Here is a 26,965-nt window from a genome sequence, read left to right on the forward strand (position 1 = left end):
AAGCGGTGCGGAGAGACACCGGCACCATTTTGGCTCCGGAAACTGGTGCCAGTATTTAAGTGCCGCCATGTCAAACTCCGCGCTAATCAACCAGCCGGCACTGATCACGGCTTAAAAACTGAGGGCCGGGAAGCCATTGCTTCCCGGCCCTCAGTGAGGTTTCGAGGATTTACGCCTCGGTCAGTACCTTGGTGACGTTCGGGTCCACGGCGATGCCGGGGCCGAAGGTGGTGGTCACGGTAGCCTTCTGCAGGTAACGGCCCTTCGAGGTGGAGGGCTTCAAACGAAGCACCTCTTCAAGCGCCGCTGCGTAGTTCTCCGCGAGCTGCTTGGCGTCGAACGACACCTTGCCAATGATGAAGTGCAGGTTCGAGTGCTTGTCGACGCGGAAGTCGATCTTGCCACCCTTGATTTCCTCAACGGCCTTCGCCACATCAACCGTCACGGTGCCGGTCTTCGGGTTCGGCATCAGGTTACGCGGGCCAAGAACCTTACCCAAGCGGCCAACCTTGCCCATCAGGTCAGGGGTTGCCACTGCGGCGTCGAAGTCGGTCCAGCCGCCGGAGATCTTTTCGATCAGGTCGTCCGAGCCAACGAAGTCGGCACCGGCCGCAATAGCGGCCTCGGCGCGGTCACCGGTTGCGAAAACCAGGACGCGGGCGGTCTTACCGGTGCCGTGCGGCAGGTTGACGGTGCCACGGACCATCTGGTCGGCCTTACGAGGGTCAACACCCAAGCGGAAGGCAACCTCAACGGTGGCGTCGAACTTCGACGGGTTAGTGTCCTTGGCCAGTTTGACCGCGTCGGCCGGGGCGTACTGCTTGCCCTCTTCGATCTTGGCTACTGCTGCCTCATATGCTTTGCTGCGCTTTGCCATGCTGCTTTTTCTCCTTGTGCAGTTGTGGTCTGTCGGACCGCGCTGGGCCCTGCCACTGTCTTCCGTTGAGGAAGACTTCAATGATTGTGATGGCCGAAGGAATTAACCTTCGACGGTGATACCCATCGAGCGGGCGGTACCGGCGATGATCTTGGCAGCTGCCTCGACATCGTTGGCGTTCAGATCAACCAGCTTCTGGGTAGCGATCTCGTTCACCTGAGCCTTGGTCAACTTAGCAACCTTGACGGTGTGCGGGGTCGAGGAGCCCTTAGCAACGCCAGCAGCCTTCTTGATCAGCTCGGCAGCCGGCGGAGTCTTGGTGATGAAGGTGAATGAACGGTCTTCGTAAACCGTGATTTCCACCGGGATGACGTTTCCACGCTGGGATTCCGTCGCAGCGTTGTACGCCTTGCAGAATTCCATGATGTTGACACCGTGCTGACCAAGCGCCGGACCGATCGGCGGGGCCGGGTTAGCGGCGCCTGCCTGGATCTGCAACTTGATGAGGCCGGTGACTTTCTTTTTGGGAGCCACTTCAGGTCCTTCTCTCGTACATGTTTCCTCAGCTGCAGGAGCGCATCTGAGGGGTAGTGCAACCAGCTGTCATGGCGAGACAGCTGAATGACGTCATCCCTCGCCTAAAGCATGACGAGAGACGACAAAGTCTTTTGGAACCTATTAAGTGTACTAGATCTTGGTGACTTGACCGAATGACAGCGTCACCGGGGTCTCGCGCTCGAACAGCGAGACCAAAACGACCAAGGTCTGCGACTCCGGCTTGATCTCCGAGATAGTGGCCGGCAAGGTCTCGAACGGGCCTTCCTTGACGATCACGGACTCGCCAATTTCGAAGTCCACCGCAATAGGAGCCTGAGCCGCCTTGATGGCAGATCCCTTGGTGGCGCCCTCGGCTTGTTCTTCTTCAAAGACCGGAGCAAGCATGGAGAAAACCTCATCAAGCCGCAGCGGCACCGGGTTATGAGCATTGCCAACGAAGCCGGTAACGCCGGGAGTGTGCCGGACTACGCCCCAGGAGGCGTCGGTCAGATCCATTCGAACCAGTACATAACCGGGGATACGAACGCGGTTGACTACCTTGCGCTGCGCATTCTTGATCTCGACGACTTCTTCCATCGGGACCTGGATTTCGAAGATATGCTCTTCCATGTTCAGCGACTGGGCACGGGTCTCCAGGTTCGCCTTCACCCGGTTTTCGTAACCGGCGTAGGAATGAATGACGTACCAATCGCCCTCTTGACGGCGCAGTTTCGACTTGAATTCCTCAACGGGATCCACGGCAGGTGCTTCTTCAGCCAACGCTACAGACTCTTCGGCTGCCGCTTCGTCCTGCTCAGCTTCGTCATTCTGGGCAGCGTCCTGCTCGGTGCTGAGTTCTTCCTCCGCCACAATCTCTTCCGGAGTGCTCTCTTCGGTAATCTCGAGCTCCTGCTCAGACACGGTGCTTCCTGCTTTCGTAGTTCATTGATCCAGCGGAGCCAACGTCATCACCATTGGCCCTCACATTGGACACCTTTTATTTATCGACGGGCCCGCCGCCGCCGAAGACCCAGCTGACTCCCGAGAAGAAGATGTAGTCAAGGGCGAAGGTAATGCCAATCATGATGATCACGAACACCAAGACGACGATGGTGTAATTGACCAGCTCTTTACGAGTAGGAGTAACGACCTTGCGCAACTCGCCAATGATCTGGCGGACGAAAAGTGCAATCCGGCTGAAGAAGCCTGGCTTGCCGGACTTCGCACCCGCGGCACCCTTGCCAGACTTTTTGACCGGGCGGTCCGGGGAGCTGCTGGCAGTTGTATCAGTCAACTCTGCTCTGCCTTACTCGTCGATGTTCGAAATGGATGATGCGCAGGGCAGACAGGACTCGAACCTGCAACCTGCGGTTTTGGAGACCGCTGCGCTACCAATTGCGCCACTACCCTAGGTTGGGATGTCGTCTTCACAGCCACTTCCGCAGCCCCATGAAGGCGCGAACCATCATGGTGATTTCAACACCGGTCACCAAGTCTACGCAATCTACCGGGCAACGTCGAACTCAGTGACAGAAACCCCTAAAGTAAAGGGTGAAGAGTTCATCTTCGCCCAGTCATCTCCCGATCTGAAGGAACTGCCATGACCTCCAGCCGCATTTCGAAACTCGTCGGCGCTATTGCCGAATCAGCAACGCTCGCGGTGGACGCCAAGGCGAAAGCACTCAAGGCCGCGGGCCGACCGGTGATTAGTTTCGGGGCGGGTGAACCGGATTTCCCGACCGCCGACTACATTGTGGAGGCAGCTGTCGCGGCGGCACGGGATCCCAAGAACCACCGCTACTCCCCCGCGGCTGGCTTACCGGAACTGCGAGAGGCAATTGCCGCTCAGACGCAGCGAGACAGCAACTACCAGGTTGAGGCTTCCCAGGTTTTGGTTACCAACGGCGGTAAGCAGGCGGTTTACCAAACCTTCGCCACGCTGCTTGACCCGGGTGACGAAGTGTTGCTGCCCACCCCTTATTGGACAACCTACCCGGAGGCAGTCCGATTGGCTGGCGGCGTGCCGGTCGAGGTCTTTGCCGGCGCTGACCAAGGTTATTTGGTCACCCTGGAACAGCTTGAGGCTGCCCTGACGCCGCGCACCAAGGTGCTGCTCTTCGTCTCGCCCTCCAACCCCACCGGTGCGGTTTACTCTCCCGAGCAGACTCGTGAAATCGGCGAGTGGGCTGCGGCCAAGGGACTCTGGGTGGTCAGCGACGAGATCTACCAGCACCTGACCTACGATGGCGTGCCATTCACTTCGATCGCTTCGGCGGCACCTGCTCTGGCGGACCGGGTGGTGCTGGTCAATGGCGTTGCTAAGACGTTTGCGATGACCGGTTGGCGAGTCGGCTGGATGGTTGGCCCGCAGGATGTGATCAAGGCCGCCACCAACCTGCAGTCACACGCCACCTCGAATGTCTCTAATATTTCTCAACGGGCTGCCTTGGCGGCTGTCTCCGGCTCTTTGGATGCGGTACGCGAAATGGGCGTAGCCTTCGATCGCCGCCGGAAGAACATCGTGGCCGGGCTAAACGCCATTGCCGGCGTCGACTGCCCGACCCCGCACGGCGCGTTCTACGCCTATGCGGATGTTTCGGGAGTGCTGGATCGGCTGCAACTAGGAAGTTCGGCCGAGTTGGCCTCGTTGATCCTCGACAAGGTGGAAGTTGCCGTGGTGCCCGGTGAAGCCTTCGGCCCCAGCGGTTACCTCCGGCTTTCCTACGCCCTCGGCGACGACGACCTGGCCGAGGGCGTCCGTCGCCTGCAAGAGTTCCTGGCCTAACACCCACTCAGCAAAGCCGCCCCGCGAGTTCGCGGATTAGTCTCGAATTCGCTAGCTATTACTAGCGAATCCGAGAGTTACCAACGAACTCGCGGGACTGGGGGTGGGTTAGATCAGTTTCTTATTCACTGCCCAGCGGGTGAGTTCGTGGCGTGAGGAAAGTTGTAATTTACGCAGCACCGCGGAAACATGGGTTTCCACCGTTTTCACCGAGATGAAAAGTTGCTTAGCGGTTTCCTTATAGCTGTAGCCGCGTGCGATCAGCCGCATCACTTCACCTTCCCGCGCCGACAATCGATCTAGCTCATCGTCAACGGCGACTCCGGCGCTGCCAAAAGCATCGAGCACAAAGCCAGCCAGCCGAGGCGAGAACACCGCGTCACCACCGGAAACAGCGCGCACCGCAGCAGAGATTTCCTCTCCCGAGCTGGTCTTAGTGACATAGCCACGGGCGCCCGCCCGGATCACCGAGACCACATCCTCGGCAGCATCGGATACGCTGAGCGCCAAAAAGCGCACTTCGGCGAGCAGCGTTGCTGAACCTTCGATCACCTCGCGTCCGCCGCCGCCCCGTCCGCCAGGCAAGTGCACATCGAGTAGCACCACCTCGGGCCGATATTGGGCAATCTGCGCTATCGCCTCGTCTACCGTAGCCGCCTCAGCGAGTACCTCGATATCGGCAGCCAGATCGCTGCGCAGGCCGGAGCGGAAAATCGCGTGGTCATCAACTACCACCACCGTCGTCATTTGTCTTTCTCCTTGTCCTCACTGGACTCTTGCTGGCTATTCAGTGGCAGACTCAGCTGAACCTCGGTACCTTCCACCGAGGACAGGATTTTGGCGTTCCCGCCGTGCCGCTGCATGCGACCGATAATTGACTCCCGCACCCCTAGCCGGTCATCGGGAATCTCCTCCAGTTCAAACCCTGAGCCGCGATCTCTGATAAACACCTCGGCAAGCTCAGCGGTTGCCTCCAGATAGACCGACACCGTGGTCCCCGCATGCCGCACCGAATTCAGGATCGCCTCCCGAGCGGCTTGCGCTAAGGCTTCCACGCCATTACCCATCAGCGCATCACCAACCGCAATCACCTCAACAGCGACACCGTGCGTCTCCTCCAGTTCGGCGGCAATGGCCTTCAGCCGCGCCGCCAAATTCGTCGGATTCCTGCTGGAATCTTGGTAAATCCAGTCGCGCAATTCGCGTTCCTGGGCGCGGGCCAGGGTCACCACGTCCTGCTCAGAACTGGCCTTACGTTGAATCAGTGCGAGGGTTTGCAGGACCGAATCATGCAGGTGTGCAGCGATTTCAGCCCGTTCGGTTTCTCGCACCCGGGCCGCCCGCTCCTCTTGCAAGTCCCGCCAGAGCCGCAGCGCCCAGGGAGTTAGCACCAATCCAACCCCGGCCAGCACCGCAAAAGCCGCTATCACCGCTGGTATCACCCGGTCCCAGCCACCGCCACCGGCAACCAGCACAATCACGCCAAGTGCCACCAGTAGCAGCCCCGCCACGAGCCGGAAAACACCCAGTGGGCTGCGCTGCTTATCGCGTTCCGGCAGCACCGAATTGAGCAGCGCCGCCCGCCGACTGGCGTCGAGCTGCAACCAAACCAACACTGCCCCGGCGACGATCACCAGGAACGGGCCGACCACACCTAGCTGGAGGTTCACACCGAGCGACTGCACGAGCACCAGTACCGCGGCGAGTAAGAGGAGGACGCCAATAATGACTTCTTTGACCCCGCGGCGTCGCCATAATTGCTCAGCGTTTTCAAGGAGCTGATTGGGTTTGATCGCGCTACCTGCTGCGCCAGCGTCGGGGACTAAGGCCCATAGCCAGAAGTAAAGGAGCAGACCCGCGCCGAAGAACATGGTGGAAAGCGCCATCACGAGACGTACTGTGGAGACCGACCAGCCCAGATGCTTGGCCAGCCCAGCACAAACACCGGCAATCACTCGATCGGTGCTGCGGCTTAGCGGCGGCCTGATGGTCATGAATTGATTCAAGCACGTTTCAGGGCCTCGTTCCCGGTTCTTCAGGGTAGCTTCAGGGTTGTTTCAGGGGTTCACCCGATAGTGCAGTTCGACCAACTCGACCACCATGGAACTATGAATGAAAAAGAAAGCACTCCCGGAGCTGAGCCGGACGATGCCTCGAGTGTGACGGATGAAGTCTCGGCTGTCAGGCCTGGCACGCCTGTCACGCCTGTCACGCCTGAAGGCGTTCCTTCGTCCGAAGCCCCGGTAACAACACCGGAAAGCGAAGCTACCGGGACGAGCCCGGCCGAGACCTCGGGTCCAGAGGACGCCCAAGGCGACAACTCTGCCGATCTGACGACCGAGCTGACAACCGAAGCACCGGCCGGTGAATCACACATCCCGCACGACAGCCACGCCGCCGATAGCGGCTATGGGCCTGGAAGCGGACCCCGCGAGCAGTCAGCCAGTGCTTGGGCAAGCGGTGCTGCGGAAGCTGGCAGTTCGCGAGTTCAGGAAAACGGCTTCTTCACCTGGCTGCGAAGCCTAAAAATTGTCCGTGGCAGCGACCGTTGGGTTGGCGGAGTCGCCAGCGGCGTCGCCGCACGGCTCGGCATCGACCCAATAATCGTCCGTGGCATCGTGGTAGTCACCTCGATCTTCTTCGGCATCGGACTATTAGCCTACGGCGTCGCCTGGGCATTACTACCCGAGCCGGATGGCCGGATTCACGTCCAGGAGGTCTCCCGAGGCACCTGGAGCGGTGGCATGACCGGAGCATCAATTTTCGTGCTGCTTGGCATTCTGCCATTCTGGCGAGGACTGATTTTCCTCAACATTTTTGACTCAGCTGGCTGGTTCCCCTGGCCGTTGATCTGGATTGCCGGAATTGTCGCGGTTATTATTTGGGCGGTCAATCGGGGTAAGACCTCTCGTCCGGAAAAAGCTGGACCCACCCCTTACCGCCCGGCGGCACCGGGAAACTACGCACCGCCCACGGCCCCCTATCAGAGCTTCACCCAGCCAGCTGGGGCTTCGCCGATGACCGCGACGGGCGGCAACTCGAGTAGCTATTCAGTTGGCAACTCGGGCGATGGCGCCCAGCAGCCGGGCTATCCACACAGTGGTGTTTCACAGCCCAGTTCTTCACAGCCCGGTTCTTCACAGAGTAGTTTCACCGCCCCAACCTCGACTCTCTATTCGCCCCCGCTGATGGTGAAGCCTCCTCGTCCCAGACATCAGAGCGCTGGACCGGTGATCTTTTCCATTAGCCTAGGCGCCGCAATACTCGTCGCTGGCGGCATCTTCTTGGCTGAGATGCTCGGTCTGATCAGCGGCCCGGTGGCTGTTTTGGCTTGGGCTTCGGCGGGAGTGATCTGCGGCCTCGGCATCATGGTCGCCGCGCTGCGCGGCCGTAGCAGTGGCGGCTTAGGCTTCTTCGCGGTCTGCGCCCTGATCATTGCCGGGGTGCTGGCTCTGCTACCCTCAGTCTCTCCGAATGGGCACTGGACGGTGGCGCGCAGTGAGACTTGGAATGTTTCCAGCCCAAGCGAAGCCCACAGTGGTTTCACGGTAACCGCGAGCCAGAGCCGAATCGATCTGAGCGCCCTGCACGATCTCAATGAACCACTGGAAATTCCGGTGGCGATTACGGCAGGGTCGGTCAGCATCAATTTGCCAAAGAATGTTCCGGTCGAAGTCAAAAACAATCTCTGGGCCGGAAATGTGACAATCCTCAACGAAGTCTCACCGAATGTCCAGGTCCGTGATCCCGAGGCACCTGACTCGACCAAGAACTATCAACTGAACTCTCAAGCAAAAGGCCCAGCGATCGTGATCACCGTCGGCGGCGTCGGCGGCCTCGAACTGGTCAACCCCAATGGAGGAAAGTAAATGAGCCCTGAAGGAAGAACTGATGAAAACGTGCGAAACGGTGTCAGGGTCGGCACGCTGGTCTGGGGTGCGGTGCTCATCGTGATCGGTGTTCTGCTCGCGGTAGCCAAGTTCACTACTATTCAGCTCGACGCCCGGGTGGTAGTGATCGGCGTTTTGCTGCTGGCAGGCCTGGCCCTACTGGTCGGCGGTGTGTCTTCTGCCGCGATCAGGGCTAAGAAGCGGCGCGACGAAGCAACCGATACGCTAGAACAGTGAACGGCTTCTACTCGGTAATGCGCAGGATCCCCTGGCGGCGGAGTCGTCAGGAACGTTGGCTCGGCGGAGTGCTGGGCAGCATAGCGGTAGCAACCAAGATCGATGTGGCTTGGGTCCGGATCGCCTTCTTGGTGTTCTGCCTGTTGCCCGGGCCTGCTTTCCTGTGCTACGCCATCTGCTGGCTAATCGTGCCGGACCAGAACAATTCAATCGTGCTGGAACGCCTGCTCGGCGGCCTCCGAACCAAATAACAGGCACCACTATCACCGGCTCGGCACCGTCATGAAAGTTGCTTAGATCACATTCCGGCGCAGAATTGTCTAGAATCTATTCAGAGCTCGACGGGGCGCTCATCCTGACTGTTCCACATCACCCAAGGATTGAGCCTGTATGAAGATCGGTATCCTGACCAGCGGCGGCGACTGCCCCGGACTTAACGCTGTGATTCGCGGCGCGGTGCTGAAAGGCATCAAAATTCACGGTCAGGAGTTCGTCGGTTTCCGTGACGGCTGGCGTGGCGTAGTCGAGGGCGACATCATGGATCTACCGCGGCAGAGCGTGCGAGGCATCTCCAAACAGGGTGGCACCATTTTGGGTACTTCCCGGACTAATCCTTTCGACGGCGGTGGCCCCGAAGTCATCAAAGCCCATATGGATCGACTGGGCATTGAGGCGATTATTGCCATTGGCGGCGAAGGGACCCTGGCCGCCGCTAAACGGTTGACCGACGTTGGGCTCAAGATTGTCGGCGTGCCTAAGACGGTCGATAACGACCTCGACGCCACCGACTACACCTTTGGCTTCGACACCGCCGTGCAAATTGCTACCGAAGCCATCGACCGGCTCCGTACCACCGGCGAATCCCATCACCGCTGCATGATCGCCGAAGTGATGGGTCGGCACGTTGGCTGGATTGCGCTACACGCCGGAATGGCCTCGGGAGCGCACGCCATCCTAATCCCGGAACAGAAAGTCAGCATCGAGCAGATCGCTGAATGGGTACTGGACGCCCATGAACGTGGTCGCGCGCCGCTGGTGGTGGTAGCCGAGGGGTTCGTTCCCGAGCACCTGGAATCTCCGCACTCAGAGCGCGGTTTAGATACCTTCGGTCGGCCGCGGCTCGGCGGCATCGGCGATCAGCTCTCCAGCCAGCTGGAGGAACGCACCGGCATTGAAACCCGGGCGACCATTTTGGGGCATATCCAGCGCGGCGGGGTGCCGACCGCGTATGACCGGGTGTTGGCGACGCGGCTGGGGATGGCGGCCATTGATTCGGTGGTTGACGGTCATTGGGGCACCATGGTCGCGCTCTCCGGCACAAATATTGTGCACGTACCTTTTGAAGCGGCCTTGGGAAATCTCAAAACCGTGCCGCAGAGCCGATACGATGAAGCCTCGATCCTCTTTGGCTAGACTCTTCTGGTGAGTTTTGAGCAGAGTTCGAGCGCAATTGTGCACCTTGCCTGGGAGCGCCTACTCGGCCTAGCCGATGGTGCGCTGGCCGAGGCCAGCGCTACCCGGTCGCCGCGGCTGGAAAAAATTACCCGCTCCGGCGATTCGGCCAGTTTCATCCGTTTATTCGGAGGCAGCGTGCTCAGCGGCCCGGAATGGTTTCTGCAGCGCGCCTCAGGGCTGAGTGACGAGAAGCTGACGCTGAGCGGACTGCTCGCAATAGGTCAGGATCACGGCGCCCGGAGCGTGGGCAGCGCAGAACTGTTCTTTGCCGATGACCTAGAGGTGATCAACCCTGAAGAAGAAGTGGTGGTCTCCTTGGACAAGGCTGAACTTGAGCAGCTCCGGGCCGCCAGCCCAGCCGATGACGTCAATGAGTCCGGAATCCTCGAACTGGATCATCAGTTCACCATGATGCTTGCCGAGCAGTCCATCGCCAGCGCTGGTTATCGTCAGTGGCAAGGGTTGCTCGCACAGCTCAGTGTTTTGGTCGATCCACAGCTACGCCGCAACGGCTACGGCTTCACGGTGGCCGGAATTGCTGCACACGAGGCCCTCGGTGCCGGGCTCATTCCGCAATGGCGCGCTTCAGTCGACAATCCAGCCTCGAAGGCGCTAGCCGAAAAGCTCGGTTTCATCCACGCCGGGTCTCAGACCACCGTCGTCTTCTAGCGCACTGGGCGGAGGAAACCGCTTTGCCTGCCGACCACTTGACCGGCGTCGGTGGCGACAATAATCTCCTGGGCCGCGACATAAGCTTCATCGCCGTCCTGAATTGTCAGCTCAGCGTCCGGATCGACGTTGCGCTTCACCACGGCGAGCCCGATCGGCCCCATCTCATAGTGCTGCGCCACCGAGGTTAGGGTTCCTACCGTCCGCTCACCGAGCAAAACCGGCGCACCGGCTGCGGGCATGGTGTGCTGTGAGCCGTCGAGTTGCAGGAACACTAGACGACGCGGCGGGTGGCCTAAATTGTGAACCCGGGCCACGGTTTCCTGACCCTTGTAACAGCCCTTCGACAGGTGCACCGCGGTGCGCATTAAATCAAGTTCATGCGGGATGGTCTTCTCGTCGATTTCAGCTCCCCAACGCGGCCGCCAAGCGGCAAGTCGGAGCGCTTCAGCGGCCAGCGAACCAGCCTGGCTGAAGCCTGAAGACTGTAAGGCGTCCGCCCGTTCACCGAGTTCGCTCAGCTGGACTAAGTATTCAAACCAGGGCCGTTCCGCCCCTGGGTGGTGCTCGGAGTCCGAGTAGGCGTACCCGCCTGGCACCACGCCCGGCCATGGGTCCTGCCAGTAAGGCGCGTCGAGAGGCAGCGCAACACTGGATGCCAGCACACCCCATTCGGCGCTCCGATCGGCGATCTCCACCCGCAGCATAAACTTCATCGAATCAAGCCATTGAGCAAGTGGTGCCGCTTCTGCGGCTTCGACCAGAAGCCAGGCCGCCTCGCCGTCGTCAATAATGTGCGCGTCATACTCAATGCGACCCTGCAGACTCAGCAGTAGCAACTCTGGGGACTCTCCAGGGGTCAGGCGAGAAACGTCCTGAGAGGATAACGTGGTGAGCCAGCTCAGCCGGTCGGCGCCACGCACCGTGACTACCCCGCGCTGTGAATGATCAACGAAGGCAGTACCAGCAGCCAAAGCTCGCTGTTCGCGCAATGGATCGCCATAATGCGCGGCGACACCCTCATCCAAGCCCTCGGCCGCCACTGCGCCAGAACGGGACAATAAGGGGCTGCGATAAGAACTCATATCGATACCAACCAGGCCTTACAACAGGCTATTCCGCGGATTCGGCGGCAATAACCTTTTTGAGGATCGCCGAAGCGTGGGCTTCAAGAGAGTTTCCTTCGGCGGCGACGTCCCAACGCCAAAACAAATCTCCGTTAACTAAGCCGAAAATCCGGGTGGCTGCGGCGTAGTCTTTCGAGCCCGCCCCGCGCATCACCGCATCGGTCGATAGCTGAATCTGCGGCCCTTTAATGCTGCCGTAGTAAAGTTCCGAGATACCGCCGGGATGCACAATGGTGGCGGTGATGTCGAAACCGCCCTGGTCATTGCGAAGCTCCTCGACCGCATCAGCGTCACGCAGCGCCGGGACAATATCGGCTGGTATCAGGCCTGGACCGCCGTCGGCCTCACCGAGTTTCCGGTCCAGCGCCCAAAAACCCTGTTCCACACTGAGCGGGCGGAGCTTCAAGCCATCTTCATCGGTCAACCAGCTCTGCGCCACATACTGTAAATAGGGCAAGCCGTTGGAGGCGAAGCTGACGTGCTGGAAGAAGTGTTCCGAGTCGGCCTCACCGGTGCCCAAGCGTCCCTGGCCCTCCCATTCACCAATCAGCCAGGAAAGCGGAACCAGTTCTGGGGTGAGGTCAGTAGGGATCTCGATGGGCACGGTTTACTTCTGCCCTTTGAATAACCGCCAGACAACCAGGCCGGCGAACCAAGCCATCGAAAGACCAGCCACAACGAGCAGAACAATGAAGAAAATTTCTAGACCGAGCGTCGACATGACTTCATCCTATCGCGGCTGAGAGCGAGTCAGGGCAATCAAACAGCCAAGCCAGTCAAGCCGCTTAGTTAATCAACATTTTGTCAATGAAGTAGACCATGCCGCCGAGCGCCAGCACCGGTGCCAAGCCGAGAGCTATCCCGCCCGGGACGCTGTGCCGAGCCGGGGCGATGCTGCTCAGCCGCCGGAAGCTGAGCAGTACGGCAGCAACCACGAAGCCGATCACCGCAGCGGGCAGGATATGCAGATCGGAAAAGGCAATCGCCACCAGCGGCCCGGCCAGGGTGCCAAGCACCAATCCCAGCGGCGCGATAATGCGATCCGGCCAGGGCAGAATGCTCAACAAAAGCACCACCACTGCGCTTGCCCCGGTAATCAGCGTCAATGCGCCCTCCCCAGTAAAGCGCTGAGCGGCAATCCAGCCAGAGCCAACCGCCACGATCAGTACCCCGGCAACGCCGCCAAAAGTAGATTCCAGCCGATGGCTCTGCCCGGTGCCGCGAATTAGCTGCACCACGAAGATTGCACCAACGCCCACCGCGATAATCGGCGCGACCCAAAGCAAATAGCTCGGTGCGGTGCTGAAATTGGCGGCAATCACGCTCAGTGAGCCTGCAGCAGCAATTACCAGCCCGAGGGTTTTGCGGGCCGGGATGGCAAGGTAGTGCGGCCAACCGAAGCCGAACAGCGCGGCCAGCACAATACCTACCGCGAGCTGCAAACCGGAAGCCGCATAGGAGGCCGCCAGGATAGCTGCCAAGCCCAGCAAACCGGTCAGTCCGACACTCCAACTTTTCACATACTCATCCTGCCCTATTGGAGGTGGAAATGTCCTGCCGCGAGCGATCGAGTGCTGTGCCTGGTACTACTCGGGCGGACTTGCCGAACAACCCGAAGCTTGCTTCCGGCTATACTCTTACCCAACCGGTTGAGGCTATTCAGGGAAACTCACGGTGGACGCCCGACGATGCGCATCCTCAGCACATTGGAGGAATTATGTCTCATATTCTGATACTGACGAACAGCACCGACAGTTCGGTGGACATCCTGCCCGCCCTTGAGCTGCTCAACCATCGGGTACATATTCTCCCCGCCGAGCCCTCTGCCCTGGTCGACGCCGGACCGGCGGACATCATCCTGCTGGACGCGCGGAGAGACCTCGTCGGCGCTCGTTCACTCACTCAGCTACTACGAGCCACTGGCCCCGGCGCCCCGCTTATCCTGGTACTCACCGAGGGCGGGATGGCAGCAATTTCAGCGAACTGGGCCGCCGATGACATTGTGCTCAATACCGCGGGCCCGGCCGAGGTGGAAGCTCGGCTCAGGCTGTCATTGATGAAAACCCAAGAGGATGCTGAGGAGGTTGGCAATGAGATCCGCGCGGCTGGCGTGGTGATCGATGAGTCTTCCTACACCGCCCGGGTCAATGGTGATGCTTTGAACCTGACCTATAAGGAATTCGAGCTGCTGAAATACCTGGCCCAGCATCCTGGCCGGGTATTCACTCGGGCCCAGCTGCTACACGAAGTCTGGGGATACGACTACTATGGCGGCACCCGGACGGTCGATGTGCATGTTCGGCGGCTGCGCGCCAAACTCGGCTCCGACCACGAGAATCTGATCGGCACGGTGCGCAATGTGGGGTACCGGTTGACACCGTTTCGGACCCCCGAAGAAGAGCTCTCCGAGGCTTAACCTCTCCATTCCCCCAACGCCGCTGAGTTCGTGGTTAAGTCTCAAATTCGTCGGTTATTACTAGCGAATTCGAGGCAATACCGCGAACTCACCGGTAAACAAGGAAACAAAAAGGGACCCGAGCGGAGCTCGGATCCCACTGGTGGAGGACATACGGGTCGAACGTATCGTGGGCACCCCACTGGTGCATCCCCCTCGCTGCCCTGACGAGCAGAAAAATAACTATACCGGATACCCAGATTGGAACGAAAATCGGCAAAGTTCTGAGCACCAGCCAGGCCTGGGTCCGCAGTGTCAGCACCAAGCCGCAGGAGGCAGACGGCAGGGCCAGACCTCAGGGACCAGAGGCAGTATCCAGTAAGGGTCTTCAGCCGCGCACAACGGCAACTCGGGGGCTAGGCTTGACTCATGATTGAGCCAGAGGAAAGCAGTTGGAACTCGCTGAAGTTGCTTGAGTTCCCGGTCGATCAACGATTGATCAGTAAGCTCAAACAGTTCGCTGAAGCTGCCGCCGACACTGACGGGCACCCACCTTTTTCTGATCAGAGCTGGGTGGATCTTGCCAGCCAACCGCTAAGAGCACGGGTTTTCGGTGCGCAAGTCCACAACAGTGACTTCAAGCCGGAGTTCAAGGCTGAAGACCAGGATGAAGAGCAGACCACGCTCGTCGGGGCTGCTGTTCTCACCCAGAGCGGCGAAGCTCCGCTATTGGAACTAGTTGTACACCCCAACTTCCGCAATCAGGGCGTCGGGATTTTCTTAGTCATGGAGTTAGAACGTTCGCTCGGTGTGACAGAGTTCAATCGCCTCCAGGCTTGGTCCCACGGCAATCATCCCGCGGCGGCCGAGTTAGCGGACCGCAATAGATTCGCCGTCGTACGTGAACTGAGACAACTGCGCCTCAGCACCGGCGCCCCACAGGCCCAAGAGGATCAGCCAAAAACCGGCCTACCCGAGGGGTTGAGGCTGCGTTCCTTTGTACCGGGTCAAGACGAGCAAGCCTGGCTTGTGGTCAATGCGGCTGCCTTTGCGCACCACCCCGAGCAGGGTGGCACCACGCTGAGTGATTTAGCAGCCAGGATGGCTGAGGACTGGTTCGATCCCGCTGGCTTCCTCCTGGCGGTCGACCAGGACGATCAGATCCTGGGTTTCCATTGGACCAAGATTCACCGCGCTGCGGGCCACCCGGACCTCGGCGAGGTGTACGTCGTGGGCGTTGCTCCGCAAGCTCAAGGCATCGGGCTGGGGCGCGCCATTACCCTCGCTGGTATCGAATACCTGCGGCAGAAAAATGTGTCATCAATCATGCTTTATGTGGATGCTGACAATACCGCAGCGGTCTCCCTCTACGAAAAATTAGGCTTCACCCGCTGGGATACCGACGTCATGTACGGCTTCCGGCCGGAGCAAAGCGTCAAAACGGTGAAACAACGGTGAAAGAGCCTCCGCTTCGCCGGTAGTCTTAAGCAGAGCAACTGAGCTACCGGAGAAGGAGGCAGTTCTTCAGATGCAGACTGAACCAACAGGCACGGTGAGCAAAGCCGACCGTTTTGCCAGCTCCGAGGTCCCGGCCGCCCGTGCAACCCAAGATCGAATCGACATTCCAGAATTTGCGCCTAGCCTGATCCCAGATGGTGAAATCAGTGCTGACCGTTTCCTCGACCGCGAACTCAGCTGGCTGGCTTTTAACGCCCGAGTCCTCGAGTTGGCCGAAGACCCGGATCTTCACCTGCTCGAACGCGTGAACTTCCTCTCCATTTTCGCCTCGAACCTCGACGAGTTCTTCATGGTCAGGGTTGCCGGTCTGAAGCGTCGGATTGCCACCGGCCTGGCGGTGCCTTCACCTGCCGGATTGAGCCCGATTGAGGTGTTGGAGCAGATCAGCGAGGAAGCCCACCGGCTCCAAGCCCGCCATGCACACACCTTCGCCGATCAAATTCGTCCAGCACTGGCCTACGAACACATTCACCTGGTCCGTTGGAATGAATTGGACGAAGCAGCCAAGGCCCAGACCAGCAAGATGTTCGCTGAGAAGGTCTTCCCCATCCTGACGCCGCTGGCGGTTGACCCGGCGCACCCGTTCCCTTACATTTCGGGACTTTCGCTTAACTTGGCCGTCGTGGTTCGTAACCCGGTGAGCGAAAAAGAGCTCTTCGCCCGGGTCAAGGTACCCGATCAGTTGCCCCGAATGGTTGCCGTGGACGGGCCACGGGCTGGCTCGGTGCCCGGCCGGGTGGCGCGCTTCATCCCCTTGGAGGAAGTGATCGCTGAACATCTCGATCAACTCTTCCCCGGCATGGAAGTTCTTGAGCATCACACCTTCCGGGTGACTCGTAATGAAGACCTGGAGGTTGAAGAAGACGACGCCGAGAACCTACTACAAGCCCTTGAAAAAGAGTTGCTGCGCCGCCGCTTCGGTCCGCCGGTGCGGCTGGAGGTAACCACCGATATCAACCCGAATATTCGGGCGCTACTGGTGCGTGAGCTCGATGTCGAGGAATCCGAGGTCTACGCCGTGCCTGCGCCGCTCGATCTGCGTGGCCTCAGCGTGATCGGTAATATTGACCGCGCTGACCTGCACTATCCGAAGCGGGTGCCGCACACCTCCAGGTATTTGAACGAATCGGAGACCTCTAAGGCGGCCAATGTCTTCGCCGCGATGCGTCGCCGGGATATTTTGCTGCACCATCCCTACGACTCCTTCTCCACCTCGGTTCAGGCCTTTCTCGAACAGGCCGCTGCAGACCCCAAGGTGCAGGCTATTAAGCAGACGTTGTATCGCACTTCCGGTGATTCGCCGATTGTGGACGCATTAGTCGATGCCGCCGAGGCGGGTAAGCAAGTGCTGGCCTTGGTTGAGATCAAGGCGCGCTTCGATGAACAAGCGAATATTTCCTGGGCTCGCAAGCTTGAGCAGGCCGGGGTGCATGTGGTCTATGGCATCGTCGGCCTGAAGACGCACTGCAAGCTGTCACTGGTTGTCCGGCAGGAACAAGATGGGCTGCGCCGCTATTGCCATATCGGTACCGGTAACTACCACCCGCGTACTGCTCGCTACTACGAAGATCTGGGCTTATTGACCGCGGACGATCAGGTTGGCGAGGACCTCACTCGACTTTTCAACCAGCTTTCCGGTTACGCACCGAAATCCACCTTCAAACGACTGCTAGTAGCACCCCGTTCGGTGCGTTCGGGTCTGATCGACCGGATTGAGAAGGAAATTTCTAACGCCAAGGCTGGACTGGCTGCCCGAGTTCAGATCAAGGTCAACTCGATTGTCGACGAAGCGATCATTGACTCGCTGTATCGAGCCTCCCAGGCCGGGGTCAAGGTTGACGTCATTGTCCGCGGTATCTGTTCGCTACGCCCCGGGGTTCCAGGGCTCAGCGAGAACATCACGGTACGTTCCATTCTGGGAAGGTTCCTGGAGCACTCCCGGGTCTTTACTTTCGCCAATGCTGGCCAACCGGTGGTCTTTATCGGTTCTGCCGACATGATGCATCGCAATCTCGACCGGCGAGTGGAGGCCCTGGTTCAGCTGTCAAACCCCGAAGACATTGCCTCGGTAGTTTCACTGCTTGACCGTTATGTGGACGCTGGTACCTCAAGCTGGCATTTGGATAATGAAGGAGTCTGGACGCGCCATCATCTCGATCAGGACGGTGCGGCACTATCCGATGTGCAGTCCTGGCTGTTGGCTAGCCGATCACGTCAGCGTTCAGCCGCGAACCGGTAATGAGCAGCTCCCCGCTCTCTGCGCGGCAGGACCGTGCCGCTGAGAACTCCGACTCCGAGCCGCAGCCGAAGGTTTTCGCCGCTGGCGCACTGTGCTGGCAACTGAAGAAAAAACAGCTTCGAGTGCTGCTGATCCATCGCCCACGGTATAACGACTGGTCATGGCCCAAGGGAAAACATGATCCGGGAGAGACTATTCCGGAAACCGCTCTCCGCGAGGTGCGTGAGGAGGTAGGCGTCGACGTGACGCTCGGCATCCCGCTGCCCACCATTGATTACCAGGTTTCCTCTGGACTCAAGCGGGTCTTCTACTGGGCAGCGAAGCTGGAAGATCAAACGCCGACACCGGATGGCAAAGAAGTTGATCAGGTGCTTTGGTGCACAGTTGATCAGGCCCGTCAGAAGCTCAGCAATCCCTCCGATTTCGAGCCACTCGACGCGCTGGTACGCGCCCACCAGCGCAAGGAATTAGATACTTGGCCGTTGATAATCCTGCGGCACGCCAAGGCTAAACCGCGTTCCTCGTGGACTCGCGCGGAGGGAGATCGGCCGCTGGCCGCCACCGGGCAACGCCAAGCGGCCGCTGTGAAGCGATTGCTGATGGCTTGGCGGCCCGGTCGAGTGGTGAGCAGCCCGTGGGCGCGTTGCATCGCGACCGTTTCCCCCTACGTCAAAGCTACTAAGGCCAAGACCAGGCTTGCAGATGCGCTGACCGAAGCGAATCATCACAGGAAACCGGCTAAAGTTCAGGGAGTCGTTGAGGGGCTTTTCGATAAGGAGCGCGCGGTGGTGCTCTGCACCCACCGGCCGGTGTTGCCCTCGGTCTTCAAACGGCTGGCAAATCATATGGGTTCTTCGCTGCGAAGCCAGTTGCCCTCGGTGGATCCCTACCTTGCTCCTGGAGAGATTGTGGTTTGTCAGGTCGCCAAAGAACGAATAGTTTCGGTGGAACAGTTCAAGCCCTTCGAGGATTAAAACATTTCTCTTGACGAATATCCCTTTGTATCAAATGATTAATACATTGACACAAAGGAGCTCAAATGCCGTTCCTGCCACCCTGGCCGCTACTCTTCGGCGGCTTGCTCGCACTGCTGATCTTCAGCTTAATTCGCTGGTTTTTCTGGCGGCCAAGCGCCGAAAATTCCGTTGCGCAGGCCAGGTCGCACGCTTTTTGGACCGCGCTGGTCGCGCTCTATGTAAGTTGGCTCAACGCCAATCCGACGCCGGGGCGGCTTGACCCGATCGCCGGATACTTCGACGAGGCTGGGAATTGGCAGCAACAGGGCCCCGTCTCCGATGGCTGGCAGAGTGGTTTTTGGCTTCTGCTAAGTCCTATAGTCGGGTTTTTGGGAATCTATTTTTTGGGTCAACTCTCTTTCCCCAAACCGCGAGAGACGCTGCGCAGCGCCCAGGTTAGCCGTCGCCGGGTTCTCGACTTCCTGCCTAAGAGACTCGCCATCTTCACGCTCACCGTCATCGGACTTTGTGCATTCCTGGTCGGCGGTATTGCCAATCAAAAGGGCTTCCCGCCTTCGCAGCAACCGAATGATCATTTTCCCGAAGCTAGAACCAGCTTCAACACCTTGCCCGGACGCATTGATGGGCTAACCATGGCTAGCATGTTGTGGATTGCCCTCGGCATATTGACGATCGGAGTGCTGATCGTGCTCTGGGTGATCGCGCGGCGGCGCTCGTTGGAAAATCTCAGCGAGAACAACAACGCCATACTGCGAACCATTTCGATGAACCGGTTACTTCGAATAGCTGTGCTTTCAGCAATCAGCGTGCTTTCAGTGGGCCGCAACTACGCCTGGATTCAACCGGCTAGTGCTGCTCAGGGGTGGAGCGAACCAACGCTCTGGGGAGTCTCGTTCAACGCGGTGTTTCCTTTTACCTTGCTGGCAACAGTGCTAGTGGTCTTTTGGCGTCCGCCGCGGCTCGGCGATCCTGACGATTTGGCGGCGCAGAGTTGGTTAGCGCAACTCAGCACACAGCAACGCGCCGATCGTTTTGCGCTCAGCTATAGCAACGCCGTCCGCTATCTGCTCGCTTTATTATTGGTGGTGCTCGGTGGTTGCGCCCTAGGCATTGCCTTCAATAACACCAGGAGTTCGATCCCCGTTCTGGGCAGTCTGCTACTACTAGGATTGGGGATTGTCTGCCAACTTGTGTTGATCACCGGCGAACTCCTGATTCAGACTAAATTTGGCAGCGAATTGTCGCCGGCATCCACACCCCCGACACTTTCGCTATCGCAACTGGTGCCCCGCTGGTTAGTAATCAGTGCTCTCGGCGCTCTGCTGCTTTTCTTGATAGCGCTGAGCTACGCTATTGGCTCAAACAACTATCTCTCCTGGTGGTGGGTCGGACTCGGCACGCTGGCACTGCTAATGCTCAGCTCACTGACCGTTCTGCTGACCATCCATCGCAAGCCCTTCGCCCTGACCAGCCCCGAGGTCGATGTTCTGCATCGGCGAGTGACTGGCTTCCGAGCGCTCAGGCTACTCTGCGCTAGCTTATTGGCACTCAGTGGGCATCTGGTTCTGCTGGTCAACGGTTTCGGCGACGCCGCGGTCAGTCTCTCTACTCTCGGCTTCCTGCTGATTGCCGGAGCTGTTGGCTTCGCGGTGACTCCCGGGCCGAATCGGAAGACAGCGGCGGTCTTCCCTACCGCCCAGACCACCGTTGACCGGATTCCTTAATGAACACCCAGCTCAGCATCGACCTCAGCTCACCGATCCCGCCGTTTGAACAGATCCGTAGCCAACTCGCCTCAATGATCAGCATCGGCGCCCTGTCACCGGGCGCCAGGTTGTCACCTGTGCGCGCACTCGCTGCTGACTTAGGCGTCGCCACTGGAACAGTAGCCCGAGCCTATAAGGAACTTGAGGCAGCGGGCTTGGTGGAAAGCCGACGACGTTCGGGCACCGTAGTGCGAGCCAGTTCCTCGAACTCGACTTCGAGCGCCGCAGCTCAGCGCGAGGTTAGCGAGGCCATTGAAGAACTGCTGCTCAGTAGCCGGCGAGCAGGTTTCGGCTCGGAAACCATTCTGGCCTTGCTGCGAGCCCGATTGCAACAGGAAAAGTGGCAGTGAAACCTCAGATTTCGGGCCAGCGGAGGGGAAGCGACGCCCAGTCCCCCTCCTCACCAGGCTTCCGCTCAGCCGAGCCTCTGCGCGGTACGATTGAAAGATGAGCACCCCCACCGCCTCAGATCAGCTTGCCACGGCCCATGACTCATCGAAGTCAGCTCCGCTAGCTACCCCGTACGAGGATCTGCTACGTGAAGTGCTAGCCAACGGAACAGCCAAAGCGGACCGTACCGGCACCGGCACCCGGAGTGTCTTTGGTCGACAAATTCGCTTCGATTTAGCCGACTCCTTTCCACTGATCACCACTAAACGAGTGCATTTCAAATCGGTGGCTTTGGAGTTGCTCTGGTTCCTACGCGGTGATTCCAATGTGCGCTGGTTGCAAGACAATGGCGTCCGAATCTGGAATGAATGGGCCGATGAGGACGGCGAACTTGGCCCGGTCTATGGTGTGCAATGGCGCTCCTGGCCGACGCCCGATGGGCAGCACATCGACCAGATTGCTCAATTGATGGAAGGGCTCAAAGCCAACCCGGATTCTCGCAGGCACCTGGTCTCGGCCTGGAATGTCGCAGAGATCTCCAAGATGGCGTTGCCACCCTGCCACACTTTTTTCCAGTTCTACGTTGCCGACGGCAAGCTCTCCTGCCAGTTGTATCAACGCAGCGCAGATATGTTCCTCGGGGTTCCGTTCAATATCGCCTCCTACGCGCTGCTTACCCTCATGATCGCCCAGCAGCTGGGACTGGAACCCGGCGAGTTCATCTGGACCGGCGGCGATGTGCATATTTACGACGACCATCTGGAGCAGGTCGAGGAACAACTGAGCCGAGAACCGTACCCCTACCCGCAACTGCGGATCGTTCGTAAACCGGAGTCCATTTTTGATTACAGCTTCGAAGACTTCGAAGTGATCAACTACCAGCACCATCCCACGATTAAGGCTACCGTCGCGGTATGAGTGCAGCAGCCAAATCGACGCCCTTGATCGGTATGATCTGGGCGCAGACCCAGCGCGGCATTATTGGCGCGGGCGGCACCATGCCCTGGCACGTGCCGGAGGACATGGCGCACTTCAAGCGAACCACCTCTGGTCATCCAGTGATTATGGGCCGGCGCACCTGGCTATCCTTCCCGCAGAAGTTCCGCCCGCTCGTCGATCGAAGCAATATTGTGCTGACCTCGGATCCTGACTGGGCCAACACCGACGAAGCCACCGGCGCCACCGTAGTGGCCACTTTGTCCGAGGCTCTGGCGGCGGCTGAACACTCCCCCGGCGCTGAAGAAATCTGGATCATTGGCGGTGGCCAGGTCTATGCTCAAGCCTTGGACTTAGCCACTCTCGCAGTGATCACCATGATTGACAGCGAGGTCGAGGGCGACACTTTTGCCCCCAAACTTGGACCGGAGTGGCAGCTCGAACGCAGTGAGCCAGAAACCGGCTGGCACCTTTCTGCAAAGGGTGCCAGTTACCAGTACACCTGGTGGCGTCGCTAACCAGCTTCCATCGATGTGCGCTCAGCCACCGTCATCAAATTTTTCCTGATCCGGCCTCCGCTTAGAATTGAAGAATGAGTCAACGTGTGGGCTACGTCGGATGGCGTGGCATGGTCGGATCAGTCCTGATGCAGCGAATGCAGCAGGAAGGCGACTTCACGCGGATTGAACCCACCTTTTTCTCAACCTCGAATAGTGGCGGGGCTGCCCCGTCATTCGCCGAGGGCGACGCTGGCGCACTGCAGGACGCCTACGACCTCGATGCGTTAGCCGCTCTGCCTATCGTCGTCACAGCGCAGGGTGGCGACTACACCGCAGCAGTCCACCCGCAGCTCCGCGCAAGGGGCTGGGACGGCTTATGGATCGACGCGGCCTCCACGCTGCGGATGAATGATGACTCGATCATTGTGCTCGATCCGGTGAACCGCGAAGTGATCGACGCGGGGCTCGCCTCCGGGGTCAAGGACTTCATCGGCGGCAACTGCACGGTGTCTTGTATGTTGATGGGCCTCGGCGGACTATTCCGCAATGGCCTGATCGAATGGGCCACCTCAATGACTTATCAGGCTGCCTCGGGCGGCGGTGCCAAGCATATGCGTGAGCTGCTCAACCAGTTCGGTGCAATCCATGGCGCGGTTGCCGAAAACCTCTCCGATCCGGCTTCGGCAATTCTTGACATTGATCGAGAGGTTCTAGCCAGCCAGCAAAGCGTCGACGCCAGCCAGTTTGGGGTTACCCTGGCCGGTTCGCTGATTCCCTGGATTGACGCCGACCTCGGCAATGGCCAGTCTAAAGAAGAGTGGAAGAACGACGCCGAGACGAACAAAATCCTCGGCCTGAGCGGCAACGACCGGGTCCTGATGGACGGACTCTGCGTCCGAATTGGCGCAATGCGGACCCATTCCCAGGCGCTGACCATCAAATTGCGCGAAGATATCTCCGTAGCAGAGATTGAACGCCTGTTAGCCGCAGATAATGAGTGGGCAACCGTGGTGCCCAACACCAAGGATGCCTCAATGAAAGCCCTCACCCCGGTGGCTACCTCGGGCACCCTGAATATCCCGGTGGGCAGGATCCGGCAGCTTGAGATGGGCACTCGATACATTAGCGCCTTCACCGTCGGCGATCAGCTGCTTTGGGGCGCCGCCGAACCACTGCGGCGGATGGTAAATATTGCCATCGGTGCACTCTAAGCCGTTTCGGAAAGCACAGTCCCTTTCCAACGAGGTGGCCCGCGCTTCCCGCTGAATCAATGAGTTCAGTGGGGCAAACCGGCTCTGCCCGTCGAGCTACGGCTTTCAGTGGGTACCACTTTCGATCGGTCACCCTATTCGGAGACCGGCAGCAAAGCTGGACTCCGACTAGCGTTTCATAAAAAGTTGGTACCGCCCCGCCGCCAACTCGGCCGACCGCTGAACAGCGGGACTTAGCGGCTCGAAGGGCACAAGCTCAACCTCGCCCTTGGTGGACTGCGGCTTCCGCCAGGTACCCACCACTCGTCCGCCATAGACAATGGTTGGCATAAACATTCCGTTGTTCCCCGGCACAATGCGTACCGCATGTTCCGCGGCGAGAGCAGCCGAACGATCAGCATAGCCGAGCAAGAACTCATCAAAACCGGGAAGTAATAGCAGGCTTCGAGCACTCGCCGGGGGTAGCTCAAGCACCTCGGGGGCCAGGAAATACTCCTCACCTTCAACTTCCAGCACAGCAAGCTCTTGACGCACCGCAGCGAGCCCCAGCCGGGCGTCCTGCAACGTCAGCTTGGTCCACCAACAAAAGTCCTTGATGGTGGCCGGGCCATGCGCGCGAAAATATCTGCGCACATACTCCGCGAGCGCTTCACCCCGCTCCAATTCTCTGGGGTGCGTGATCCACTGCTCGCTTGCCACAAAAAGCTGTTTCGTTCCCCGTACTGGCCCTTGCACCAAATGCCCTTGCATGCAGAGCAGCCCCAGCAGATGGACACCACGTTGCTGAGCCACCGCCTGGCCGCCAGCACTCAAGACAGTTAGCAGCTCCTCCCGACTTACCGGGACACCAGCTGCCACCAAAGTGAGTTCGGCAGCCTTCGCAACATCGGCCGCCGAAATTTCCAGTTCACGGTGCCGGGTTTTCAACGACGCGATCACTCGCGGAGCGGCGAGCGAGAGCATCCAGCCCAAATCCTCAGCCGGACAAAGATGCAAAGTCCCCCGCATCGGCCAGGACCGAACTACCTCACCCGAGTCCAGAGCCGCCCTGACCTTCGACAGCGCGGGGCGTTGCATGCGCAGCCCGACAGAGTACAGCGCTCCCGGGAGATCCTGCGCCTGCATCGCAAGCATCCAGCTGACTACCTCAGCCGGAGTCCCCATTGAATTCCCCAGCAACCGCTGACCGAGCAGTCGCAAGCGCGCGAGCGAGGACTTCGAAGTCTTCATCAACCCATTGAATCACCCGCCAACGACCGAAATCTCTGATCCGAACGACAATAGGTCAGCTATCACTGTATAGTCATCATATGCTGACCATTTCTTCACGGCTCGATGTAATGAACCGACTAGGCCGCGCGATGGCTGATCCAAGCCGCTCACGAATTCTGATGGAACTCCTCGATGGCCCCAGCTACCCGGCCGTGCTGTCCAGAAAACTGGAACTGACCCGATCTAATGTCTCAAACCATCTGAGCTGTCTGCGGGACTGCGGAATTGTGGTGGCCGAACCAGAAGGCCGCCAAACTCGCTACGAAATATCCGATCCCCATCTGACAAAAGCCCTCACCGCACTGGTCGAAATCACTCTGGCAGTGGATGAAAATGCCGACTGCATTGACCCGAGCTGCCCTATCCCTGGCTGCTGCGAGCCGAGCGTTCGATGAGCGTCGCGCTCGGTCAAGACCGCCGTCGATCACTGCACCGACGAGTGAAGTTCATTGTCGGCTTCACTATTACTTACAACGTCATTGAAGCCGTGATAGCAATCACCGCCGGCACGCTCGCCTCTTCAGCGGCGCTGATCGGCTTCGGCTTGGATTCAATCGTTGAAGTTCTCTCCGCCCTGGCCATTGCTTGGCAATTCAGCCGCAAAGACCCAGAGCGCTGGGAGAAGCCAACGGTCCGCGCGATCGGCATTGCGTTCTTCGCCCTCGCCCTCTACGTTGTCGTCGATGCTGCACTGACTCTTGGCGGCTTAAAAGAAGTGGAGCGCAGCCCGCTCGGCATCGGTCTGGCGGTGCTCAGCTTGCTGCTTATGCCAGCACTCGCCTGGCTGGAGTTCCGCACCGGTAAAGAACTCGGCTCCCAAAGCGTGCTGGCCGACGCCAAACAGCTCGTTTTGTGCAGCTATCTTTCCGGAACCGTGCTGATCGGATTGCTTTCGAACGCCCTCTTCGGCTGGGGCTGGGCCGATTCGGTCGCCGCCCTGGTGGTTGCGGCCCTGGCGATTCGTGAGGGCATCGAAGCTTGGCGCGGCGAGGTCGAATCGCCCTTTGAGGTGCTCGAAGGAATCGAAGAGGCTTCAAAGTCCCAAAGCTAAACGGCATCCATGCCCTTGGCCCAGCGGTAACCCAGCTGGCCTAACGCGCGCTGCGCAGTTGAGCGGTCACCGGACACTCGAAAGGATCACGCTGCCCAAGCCCTACCCGGTTCAGGTATTGCATCACGATGAGGTAGGAACGCGCCAAGCTGGTTTCGGTGTATTTGATACCGCGTTCGGCGCAAAAAGCTCTGACGATCGGTTGCGCCTCACGCAGCCTGCGTGAGGACATGGTGGGGAATAAGTGGTGTTCGATCTGGTAGTTCAGTCCACCCATTCCGGCGTCCACCCACCAGCCCCCGGAAATATTGCGACTCATTAAGGTTTGACGGCGCAGAAAGTCGATTTTGACGTCTTTAGGCACCAAGGGCATGCCCTTATGATTCGGCGCAAAAGCTCCACCCATGTACAAGCCAAAAGTAGCCAGATGAACGCCGATGAAGCCCAGCCCGATCCACGGCCCGCAGATCAGCATCACTGCCACCGGGACACCAAGCAATCGAACCAGCAGCAAAGCAATCTCCCAGCGTCGCTGCGGCACAATCTGCCGCAGGTTGAAGGTCCGCTTAACCGCGTCAACATGTAAACCTAAACCCACTAAAGTCAGCAATGGGAAGAAGAAGTACCCTTGCCGAGCGGCGAACCACCGTGCGAATCCGGTGCGCTTAAGCGCATCCTCCGGGTCAAAAACCACGGTGCCCGCGGCGATGTCGAGATCGACGCCGATCTTATTCGGGTTGGCATGGTGCTTGCCGTGCTTATTCATCCACCAGCCGTAGCTCAAGCCGACGAAAAGATTGCCAACCACCCGACCGGTCCATTCGTTCGCTTTAGCGGAAGCGAAGATCTGCCGATGCGCGGCGTCGTGGGCCAGGAACCCTGCCTGCGCGCAGAAAAAACTGAAAACGACAGCTGTCAAAAGCTGCCACCAAGACTCTCCAAAAGACCACAACATCACTCCCGTCAGCACGAAGCCCAGTCCTAACCGGACCATTCGCCCCACGTACCAGGAAAGGTCACGTTCCATTAGACCAGCAGCTCGCACTTGATCCGCAAGTTCGATGAACTCGGTTGCTTGCCGGTTCCGGACGGGGCGGGTATCCCGCTCTAGCGATGCCGTTGACATAATTTGA

General features: G+C 59.2%; 28 protein-coding genes and 1 tRNA gene. 17 read left to right on the plus strand and 12 right to left on the minus strand.

Annotated elements, in window-relative coordinates:
* Positions 1-169: 169 nt before the first annotated feature.
* From rplA to UM93_RS09975, 5 genes are all read right to left on the minus strand, one after another.
* Positions 170-877 carry a 50S ribosomal protein L1 gene (rplA, locus tag UM93_RS09955; RefSeq protein WP_045075341.1) on the minus strand — a complete coding sequence of 236 codons (708 nt, stop codon included), beginning with the start codon at positions 875-877 and terminating at the stop codon, positions 170-172.
* 102 nt (positions 878-979) lie between these two features.
* A complete protein-coding gene (gene rplK / locus UM93_RS09960; RefSeq protein WP_045075342.1) occupies positions 980-1,411 on the minus strand; it encodes a 50S ribosomal protein L11 in 432 nt (143 codons plus the stop codon).
* A 153-nt stretch (positions 1,412-1,564) separates the two neighbouring features.
* Positions 1,565-2,335 carry a transcription termination/antitermination protein NusG gene (nusG, locus tag UM93_RS09965; RefSeq protein ID WP_045075343.1) on the minus strand — a complete coding sequence of 257 codons (771 nt, stop codon included), beginning with the start codon at positions 2,333-2,335 and terminating at the stop codon, positions 1,565-1,567.
* Between the two features lie 76 nt (positions 2,336-2,411).
* Positions 2,412-2,708, minus strand: a complete 297-nt coding sequence (gene secE, locus UM93_RS09970; protein WP_045075344.1) for a preprotein translocase subunit SecE — start codon at positions 2,706-2,708, stop codon at positions 2,412-2,414.
* A 43-nt stretch (positions 2,709-2,751) separates the two neighbouring features.
* Positions 2,752-2,824, minus strand: a tRNA-Trp gene (locus tag UM93_RS09975).
* 190 nt (positions 2,825-3,014) lie between these two features.
* On the opposite strand from UM93_RS09975, the gene UM93_RS09980 reads away from it, so the two are divergent.
* Complete coding sequence (locus UM93_RS09980) at positions 3,015-4,199, plus strand: pyridoxal phosphate-dependent aminotransferase (protein ID WP_045075345.1); 1,185 nt, start codon at positions 3,015-3,017, stop codon at positions 4,197-4,199.
* 108 nt (positions 4,200-4,307) lie between these two features.
* Here the strand turns inward: UM93_RS09980 and UM93_RS09985 are convergent, their stop codons facing one another.
* Complete coding sequence (locus UM93_RS09985) at positions 4,308-4,946, minus strand: LuxR C-terminal-related transcriptional regulator (RefSeq protein WP_045075346.1); 639 nt, start codon at positions 4,944-4,946, stop codon at positions 4,308-4,310.
* Entirely contained in the window at positions 4,943-6,193 is a 1,251-nt protein-coding gene (locus UM93_RS09990; RefSeq protein ID WP_045075348.1) for an ATP-binding protein, read from the minus strand. Before UM93_RS09990 ends, UM93_RS09985 begins: the two co-directional genes overlap by 4 nt.
* 114 nt (positions 6,194-6,307) lie before the next feature.
* Between UM93_RS09990 and UM93_RS09995 the strand changes: the two genes are divergently transcribed.
* The 5 genes from UM93_RS09995 to UM93_RS10015 all read left to right on the plus strand — a co-directional run bounded on the left by UM93_RS09995 (position 6,308) and on the right by UM93_RS10015 (position 10,450).
* The gene (locus UM93_RS09995; RefSeq protein ID WP_052663730.1) at positions 6,308-8,068 is read left to right on the plus strand and encodes a PspC domain-containing protein; all 1,761 of its coding nucleotides are present in this window, start codon (positions 6,308-6,310) and stop codon (positions 8,066-8,068) included.
* A complete protein-coding gene (locus UM93_RS10000; protein ID WP_045075349.1) occupies positions 8,069-8,326 on the plus strand; it encodes a hypothetical protein in 258 nt (85 codons plus the stop codon).
* Complete coding sequence (locus UM93_RS10005) at positions 8,323-8,577, plus strand: PspC domain-containing protein (protein WP_045075350.1); 255 nt, start codon at positions 8,323-8,325, stop codon at positions 8,575-8,577. Before UM93_RS10000 ends, UM93_RS10005 begins: the two co-directional genes overlap by 4 nt.
* A 139-nt stretch (positions 8,578-8,716) precedes the next feature.
* The gene (locus tag UM93_RS10010; RefSeq protein WP_045075352.1) at positions 8,717-9,739 is read left to right on the plus strand and encodes a 6-phosphofructokinase; all 1,023 of its coding nucleotides are present in this window, start codon (positions 8,717-8,719) and stop codon (positions 9,737-9,739) included.
* Positions 9,740-9,748: 9 nt separating this feature from the next.
* The gene (locus UM93_RS10015; RefSeq protein ID WP_045075354.1) at positions 9,749-10,450 is read left to right on the plus strand and encodes a GNAT family N-acetyltransferase; all 702 of its coding nucleotides are present in this window, start codon (positions 9,749-9,751) and stop codon (positions 10,448-10,450) included.
* Here UM93_RS10015 and ygfZ read toward each other — a convergent pair.
* The 3 genes from ygfZ to UM93_RS10030 form a co-directional block, all read right to left on the minus strand.
* The gene (gene ygfZ, locus UM93_RS10020; RefSeq protein ID WP_199921740.1) at positions 10,447-11,535 is read right to left on the minus strand and encodes a CAF17-like 4Fe-4S cluster assembly/insertion protein YgfZ; all 1,089 of its coding nucleotides are present in this window, start codon (positions 11,533-11,535) and stop codon (positions 10,447-10,449) included. The genes UM93_RS10015 and ygfZ overlap by 4 nt on opposite strands.
* Before the next feature lie 28 nt (positions 11,536-11,563).
* Positions 11,564-12,181 carry a nitrobindin family protein gene (locus UM93_RS10025; protein ID WP_045075355.1) on the minus strand — a complete coding sequence of 206 codons (618 nt, stop codon included), beginning with the start codon at positions 12,179-12,181 and terminating at the stop codon, positions 11,564-11,566.
* A 181-nt stretch (positions 12,182-12,362) separates the two neighbouring features.
* Entirely contained in the window at positions 12,363-13,097 is a 735-nt protein-coding gene (locus tag UM93_RS10030) for a hypothetical protein (RefSeq protein ID WP_045075357.1), read from the minus strand.
* 197 nt (positions 13,098-13,294) lie between these two features.
* Between UM93_RS10030 and UM93_RS10035 the strand changes: the two genes are divergently transcribed.
* The 9 genes from UM93_RS10035 to asd all read left to right on the plus strand — a co-directional run bounded on the left by UM93_RS10035 (position 13,295) and on the right by asd (position 23,509).
* Positions 13,295-13,993 carry a winged helix-turn-helix transcriptional regulator gene (locus UM93_RS10035; RefSeq protein WP_045075360.1) on the plus strand — a complete coding sequence of 233 codons (699 nt, stop codon included), beginning with the start codon at positions 13,295-13,297 and terminating at the stop codon, positions 13,991-13,993.
* Positions 13,994-14,401: 408 nt separating this feature from the next.
* The gene (mshD, locus tag UM93_RS10040) at positions 14,402-15,430 is read left to right on the plus strand and encodes a mycothiol synthase (protein ID WP_045075361.1); all 1,029 of its coding nucleotides are present in this window, start codon (positions 14,402-14,404) and stop codon (positions 15,428-15,430) included.
* 70 nt (positions 15,431-15,500) lie between these two features.
* Entirely contained in the window at positions 15,501-17,729 is a 2,229-nt protein-coding gene (locus UM93_RS10045; protein WP_045075363.1) for an RNA degradosome polyphosphate kinase, read from the plus strand.
* A complete protein-coding gene (locus UM93_RS10050) occupies positions 17,729-18,703 on the plus strand; it encodes an NUDIX hydrolase (protein ID WP_045075364.1) in 975 nt (324 codons plus the stop codon). Before UM93_RS10045 ends, UM93_RS10050 begins: the two co-directional genes overlap by 1 nt.
* Positions 18,704-18,768: 65 nt before the next feature.
* Positions 18,769-20,430, plus strand: a complete 1,662-nt coding sequence (locus UM93_RS10055) for a hypothetical protein (RefSeq protein WP_045075366.1) — start codon at positions 18,769-18,771, stop codon at positions 20,428-20,430.
* Positions 20,430-20,822, plus strand: a complete 393-nt coding sequence (locus UM93_RS10060; RefSeq protein WP_045075368.1) for a GntR family transcriptional regulator — start codon at positions 20,430-20,432, stop codon at positions 20,820-20,822. The genes UM93_RS10055 and UM93_RS10060 overlap by 1 nt, the downstream gene beginning before the upstream one ends.
* 97 nt (positions 20,823-20,919) lie before the next feature.
* A complete protein-coding gene (locus UM93_RS10065) occupies positions 20,920-21,780 on the plus strand; it encodes a thymidylate synthase (RefSeq protein ID WP_082057090.1) in 861 nt (286 codons plus the stop codon).
* Positions 21,777-22,316 carry a dihydrofolate reductase gene (locus UM93_RS10070; protein ID WP_045075370.1) on the plus strand — a complete coding sequence of 180 codons (540 nt, stop codon included), beginning with the start codon at positions 21,777-21,779 and terminating at the stop codon, positions 22,314-22,316. Before UM93_RS10065 ends, UM93_RS10070 begins: the two co-directional genes overlap by 4 nt.
* A gap of 74 nt (positions 22,317-22,390) precedes the next feature.
* Positions 22,391-23,509 (plus strand): aspartate-semialdehyde dehydrogenase, encoded by a 1,119-nt coding sequence (asd, locus tag UM93_RS10075; protein ID WP_045075371.1) that lies wholly within the window; start codon positions 22,391-22,393, stop codon positions 23,507-23,509.
* Between the two features lie 168 nt (positions 23,510-23,677).
* Here asd and UM93_RS10080 read toward each other — a convergent pair whose 3' ends face one another.
* On the minus strand, positions 23,678-24,739 hold the full coding sequence (locus UM93_RS10080) for a winged helix DNA-binding domain-containing protein (RefSeq protein WP_045075373.1): 1,062 nt from the start codon (positions 24,737-24,739) through the stop codon (positions 23,678-23,680).
* Between the two features lie 80 nt (positions 24,740-24,819).
* Between UM93_RS10080 and cmtR the strand changes: the two genes are divergently transcribed.
* Positions 24,820-25,176, plus strand: a complete 357-nt coding sequence (gene cmtR, locus UM93_RS10085) for a Cd(II)/Pb(II)-sensing metalloregulatory transcriptional regulator CmtR (protein ID WP_045075375.1) — start codon at positions 24,820-24,822, stop codon at positions 25,174-25,176.
* Positions 25,173-25,832 (plus strand): cation efflux transmembrane domain-containing protein, encoded by a 660-nt coding sequence (locus UM93_RS10090; protein ID WP_045075377.1) that lies wholly within the window; start codon positions 25,173-25,175, stop codon positions 25,830-25,832. The genes cmtR and UM93_RS10090 overlap by 4 nt, the downstream gene beginning before the upstream one ends.
* Positions 25,833-25,872: 40 nt before the next feature.
* Here UM93_RS10090 and UM93_RS10095 read toward each other — a convergent pair whose 3' ends face one another.
* Positions 25,873-26,958 (minus strand): fatty acid desaturase family protein, encoded by a 1,086-nt coding sequence (locus UM93_RS10095; protein ID WP_045075378.1) that lies wholly within the window; start codon positions 26,956-26,958, stop codon positions 25,873-25,875.
* Positions 26,959-26,965 lie beyond the last annotated feature (7 nt).

The sequence above is a fragment of the Psychromicrobium lacuslunae genome (assembly GCF_000950575.1).
GTDB classification, from domain to species: Bacteria; Actinomycetota; Actinomycetes; order Actinomycetales; family Micrococcaceae; genus Renibacterium; species Renibacterium lacuslunae.

Excerpts from the sequence above, each read along its gene's own strand:
- rplA (WP_045075341.1), bottom strand. The coding sequence starts at position 877 with ATGGCAAAGCGCAGCAAAGCATATGAGGCAGCAGTAGCCAAGATCGAA.
- UM93_RS09980 (WP_045075345.1), top strand. The coding sequence starts at position 3,015 with ATGACCTCCAGCCGCATTTCGAAACTCGTCGGCGCTATTGCCGAATCA.
- UM93_RS09985 (WP_045075346.1), bottom strand. The coding sequence starts at position 4,946 with ATGACGACGGTGGTGGTAGTTGATGACCACGCGATTTTCCGCTCCGGC.
- UM93_RS09990 (WP_045075348.1), bottom strand. The coding sequence starts at position 6,193 with ATGACCATCAGGCCGCCGCTAAGCCGCAGCACCGATCGAGTGATTGCC.
- UM93_RS09995 (WP_052663730.1), top strand. The coding sequence starts at position 6,308 with ATGAATGAAAAAGAAAGCACTCCCGGAGCTGAGCCGGACGATGCCTCG.
- UM93_RS10000 (WP_045075349.1), top strand. The coding sequence starts at position 8,069 with ATGAGCCCTGAAGGAAGAACTGATGAAAACGTGCGAAACGGTGTCAGG.
- UM93_RS10010 (WP_045075352.1), top strand. The coding sequence starts at position 8,717 with ATGAAGATCGGTATCCTGACCAGCGGCGGCGACTGCCCCGGACTTAAC.
- ygfZ (WP_199921740.1), bottom strand. The coding sequence starts at position 11,535 with ATGAGTTCTTATCGCAGCCCCTTATTGTCCCGTTCTGGCGCAGTGGCG.
- UM93_RS10035 (WP_045075360.1), top strand. The coding sequence starts at position 13,295 with ATGTCTCATATTCTGATACTGACGAACAGCACCGACAGTTCGGTGGAC.
- mshD (WP_045075361.1), top strand. The coding sequence starts at position 14,402 with ATGATTGAGCCAGAGGAAAGCAGTTGGAACTCGCTGAAGTTGCTTGAG.
- UM93_RS10045 (WP_045075363.1), top strand. The coding sequence starts at position 15,501 with ATGCAGACTGAACCAACAGGCACGGTGAGCAAAGCCGACCGTTTTGCC.
- UM93_RS10050 (WP_045075364.1), top strand. The coding sequence starts at position 17,729 with ATGAGCAGCTCCCCGCTCTCTGCGCGGCAGGACCGTGCCGCTGAGAAC.
- UM93_RS10055 (WP_045075366.1), top strand. The coding sequence starts at position 18,769 with ATGCCGTTCCTGCCACCCTGGCCGCTACTCTTCGGCGGCTTGCTCGCA.
- UM93_RS10060 (WP_045075368.1), top strand. The coding sequence starts at position 20,430 with ATGAACACCCAGCTCAGCATCGACCTCAGCTCACCGATCCCGCCGTTT.
- UM93_RS10065 (WP_082057090.1), top strand. The coding sequence starts at position 20,920 with ATGAGCACCCCCACCGCCTCAGATCAGCTTGCCACGGCCCATGACTCA.
- UM93_RS10070 (WP_045075370.1), top strand. The coding sequence starts at position 21,777 with ATGAGTGCAGCAGCCAAATCGACGCCCTTGATCGGTATGATCTGGGCG.
- asd (WP_045075371.1), top strand. The coding sequence starts at position 22,391 with ATGAGTCAACGTGTGGGCTACGTCGGATGGCGTGGCATGGTCGGATCA.
- UM93_RS10080 (WP_045075373.1), bottom strand. The coding sequence starts at position 24,739 with ATGAAGACTTCGAAGTCCTCGCTCGCGCGCTTGCGACTGCTCGGTCAG.
- cmtR (WP_045075375.1), top strand. The coding sequence starts at position 24,820 with ATGCTGACCATTTCTTCACGGCTCGATGTAATGAACCGACTAGGCCGC.
- UM93_RS10090 (WP_045075377.1), top strand. The coding sequence starts at position 25,173 with ATGAGCGTCGCGCTCGGTCAAGACCGCCGTCGATCACTGCACCGACGA.
- UM93_RS10095 (WP_045075378.1), bottom strand. The coding sequence starts at position 26,958 with ATGTCAACGGCATCGCTAGAGCGGGATACCCGCCCCGTCCGGAACCGG.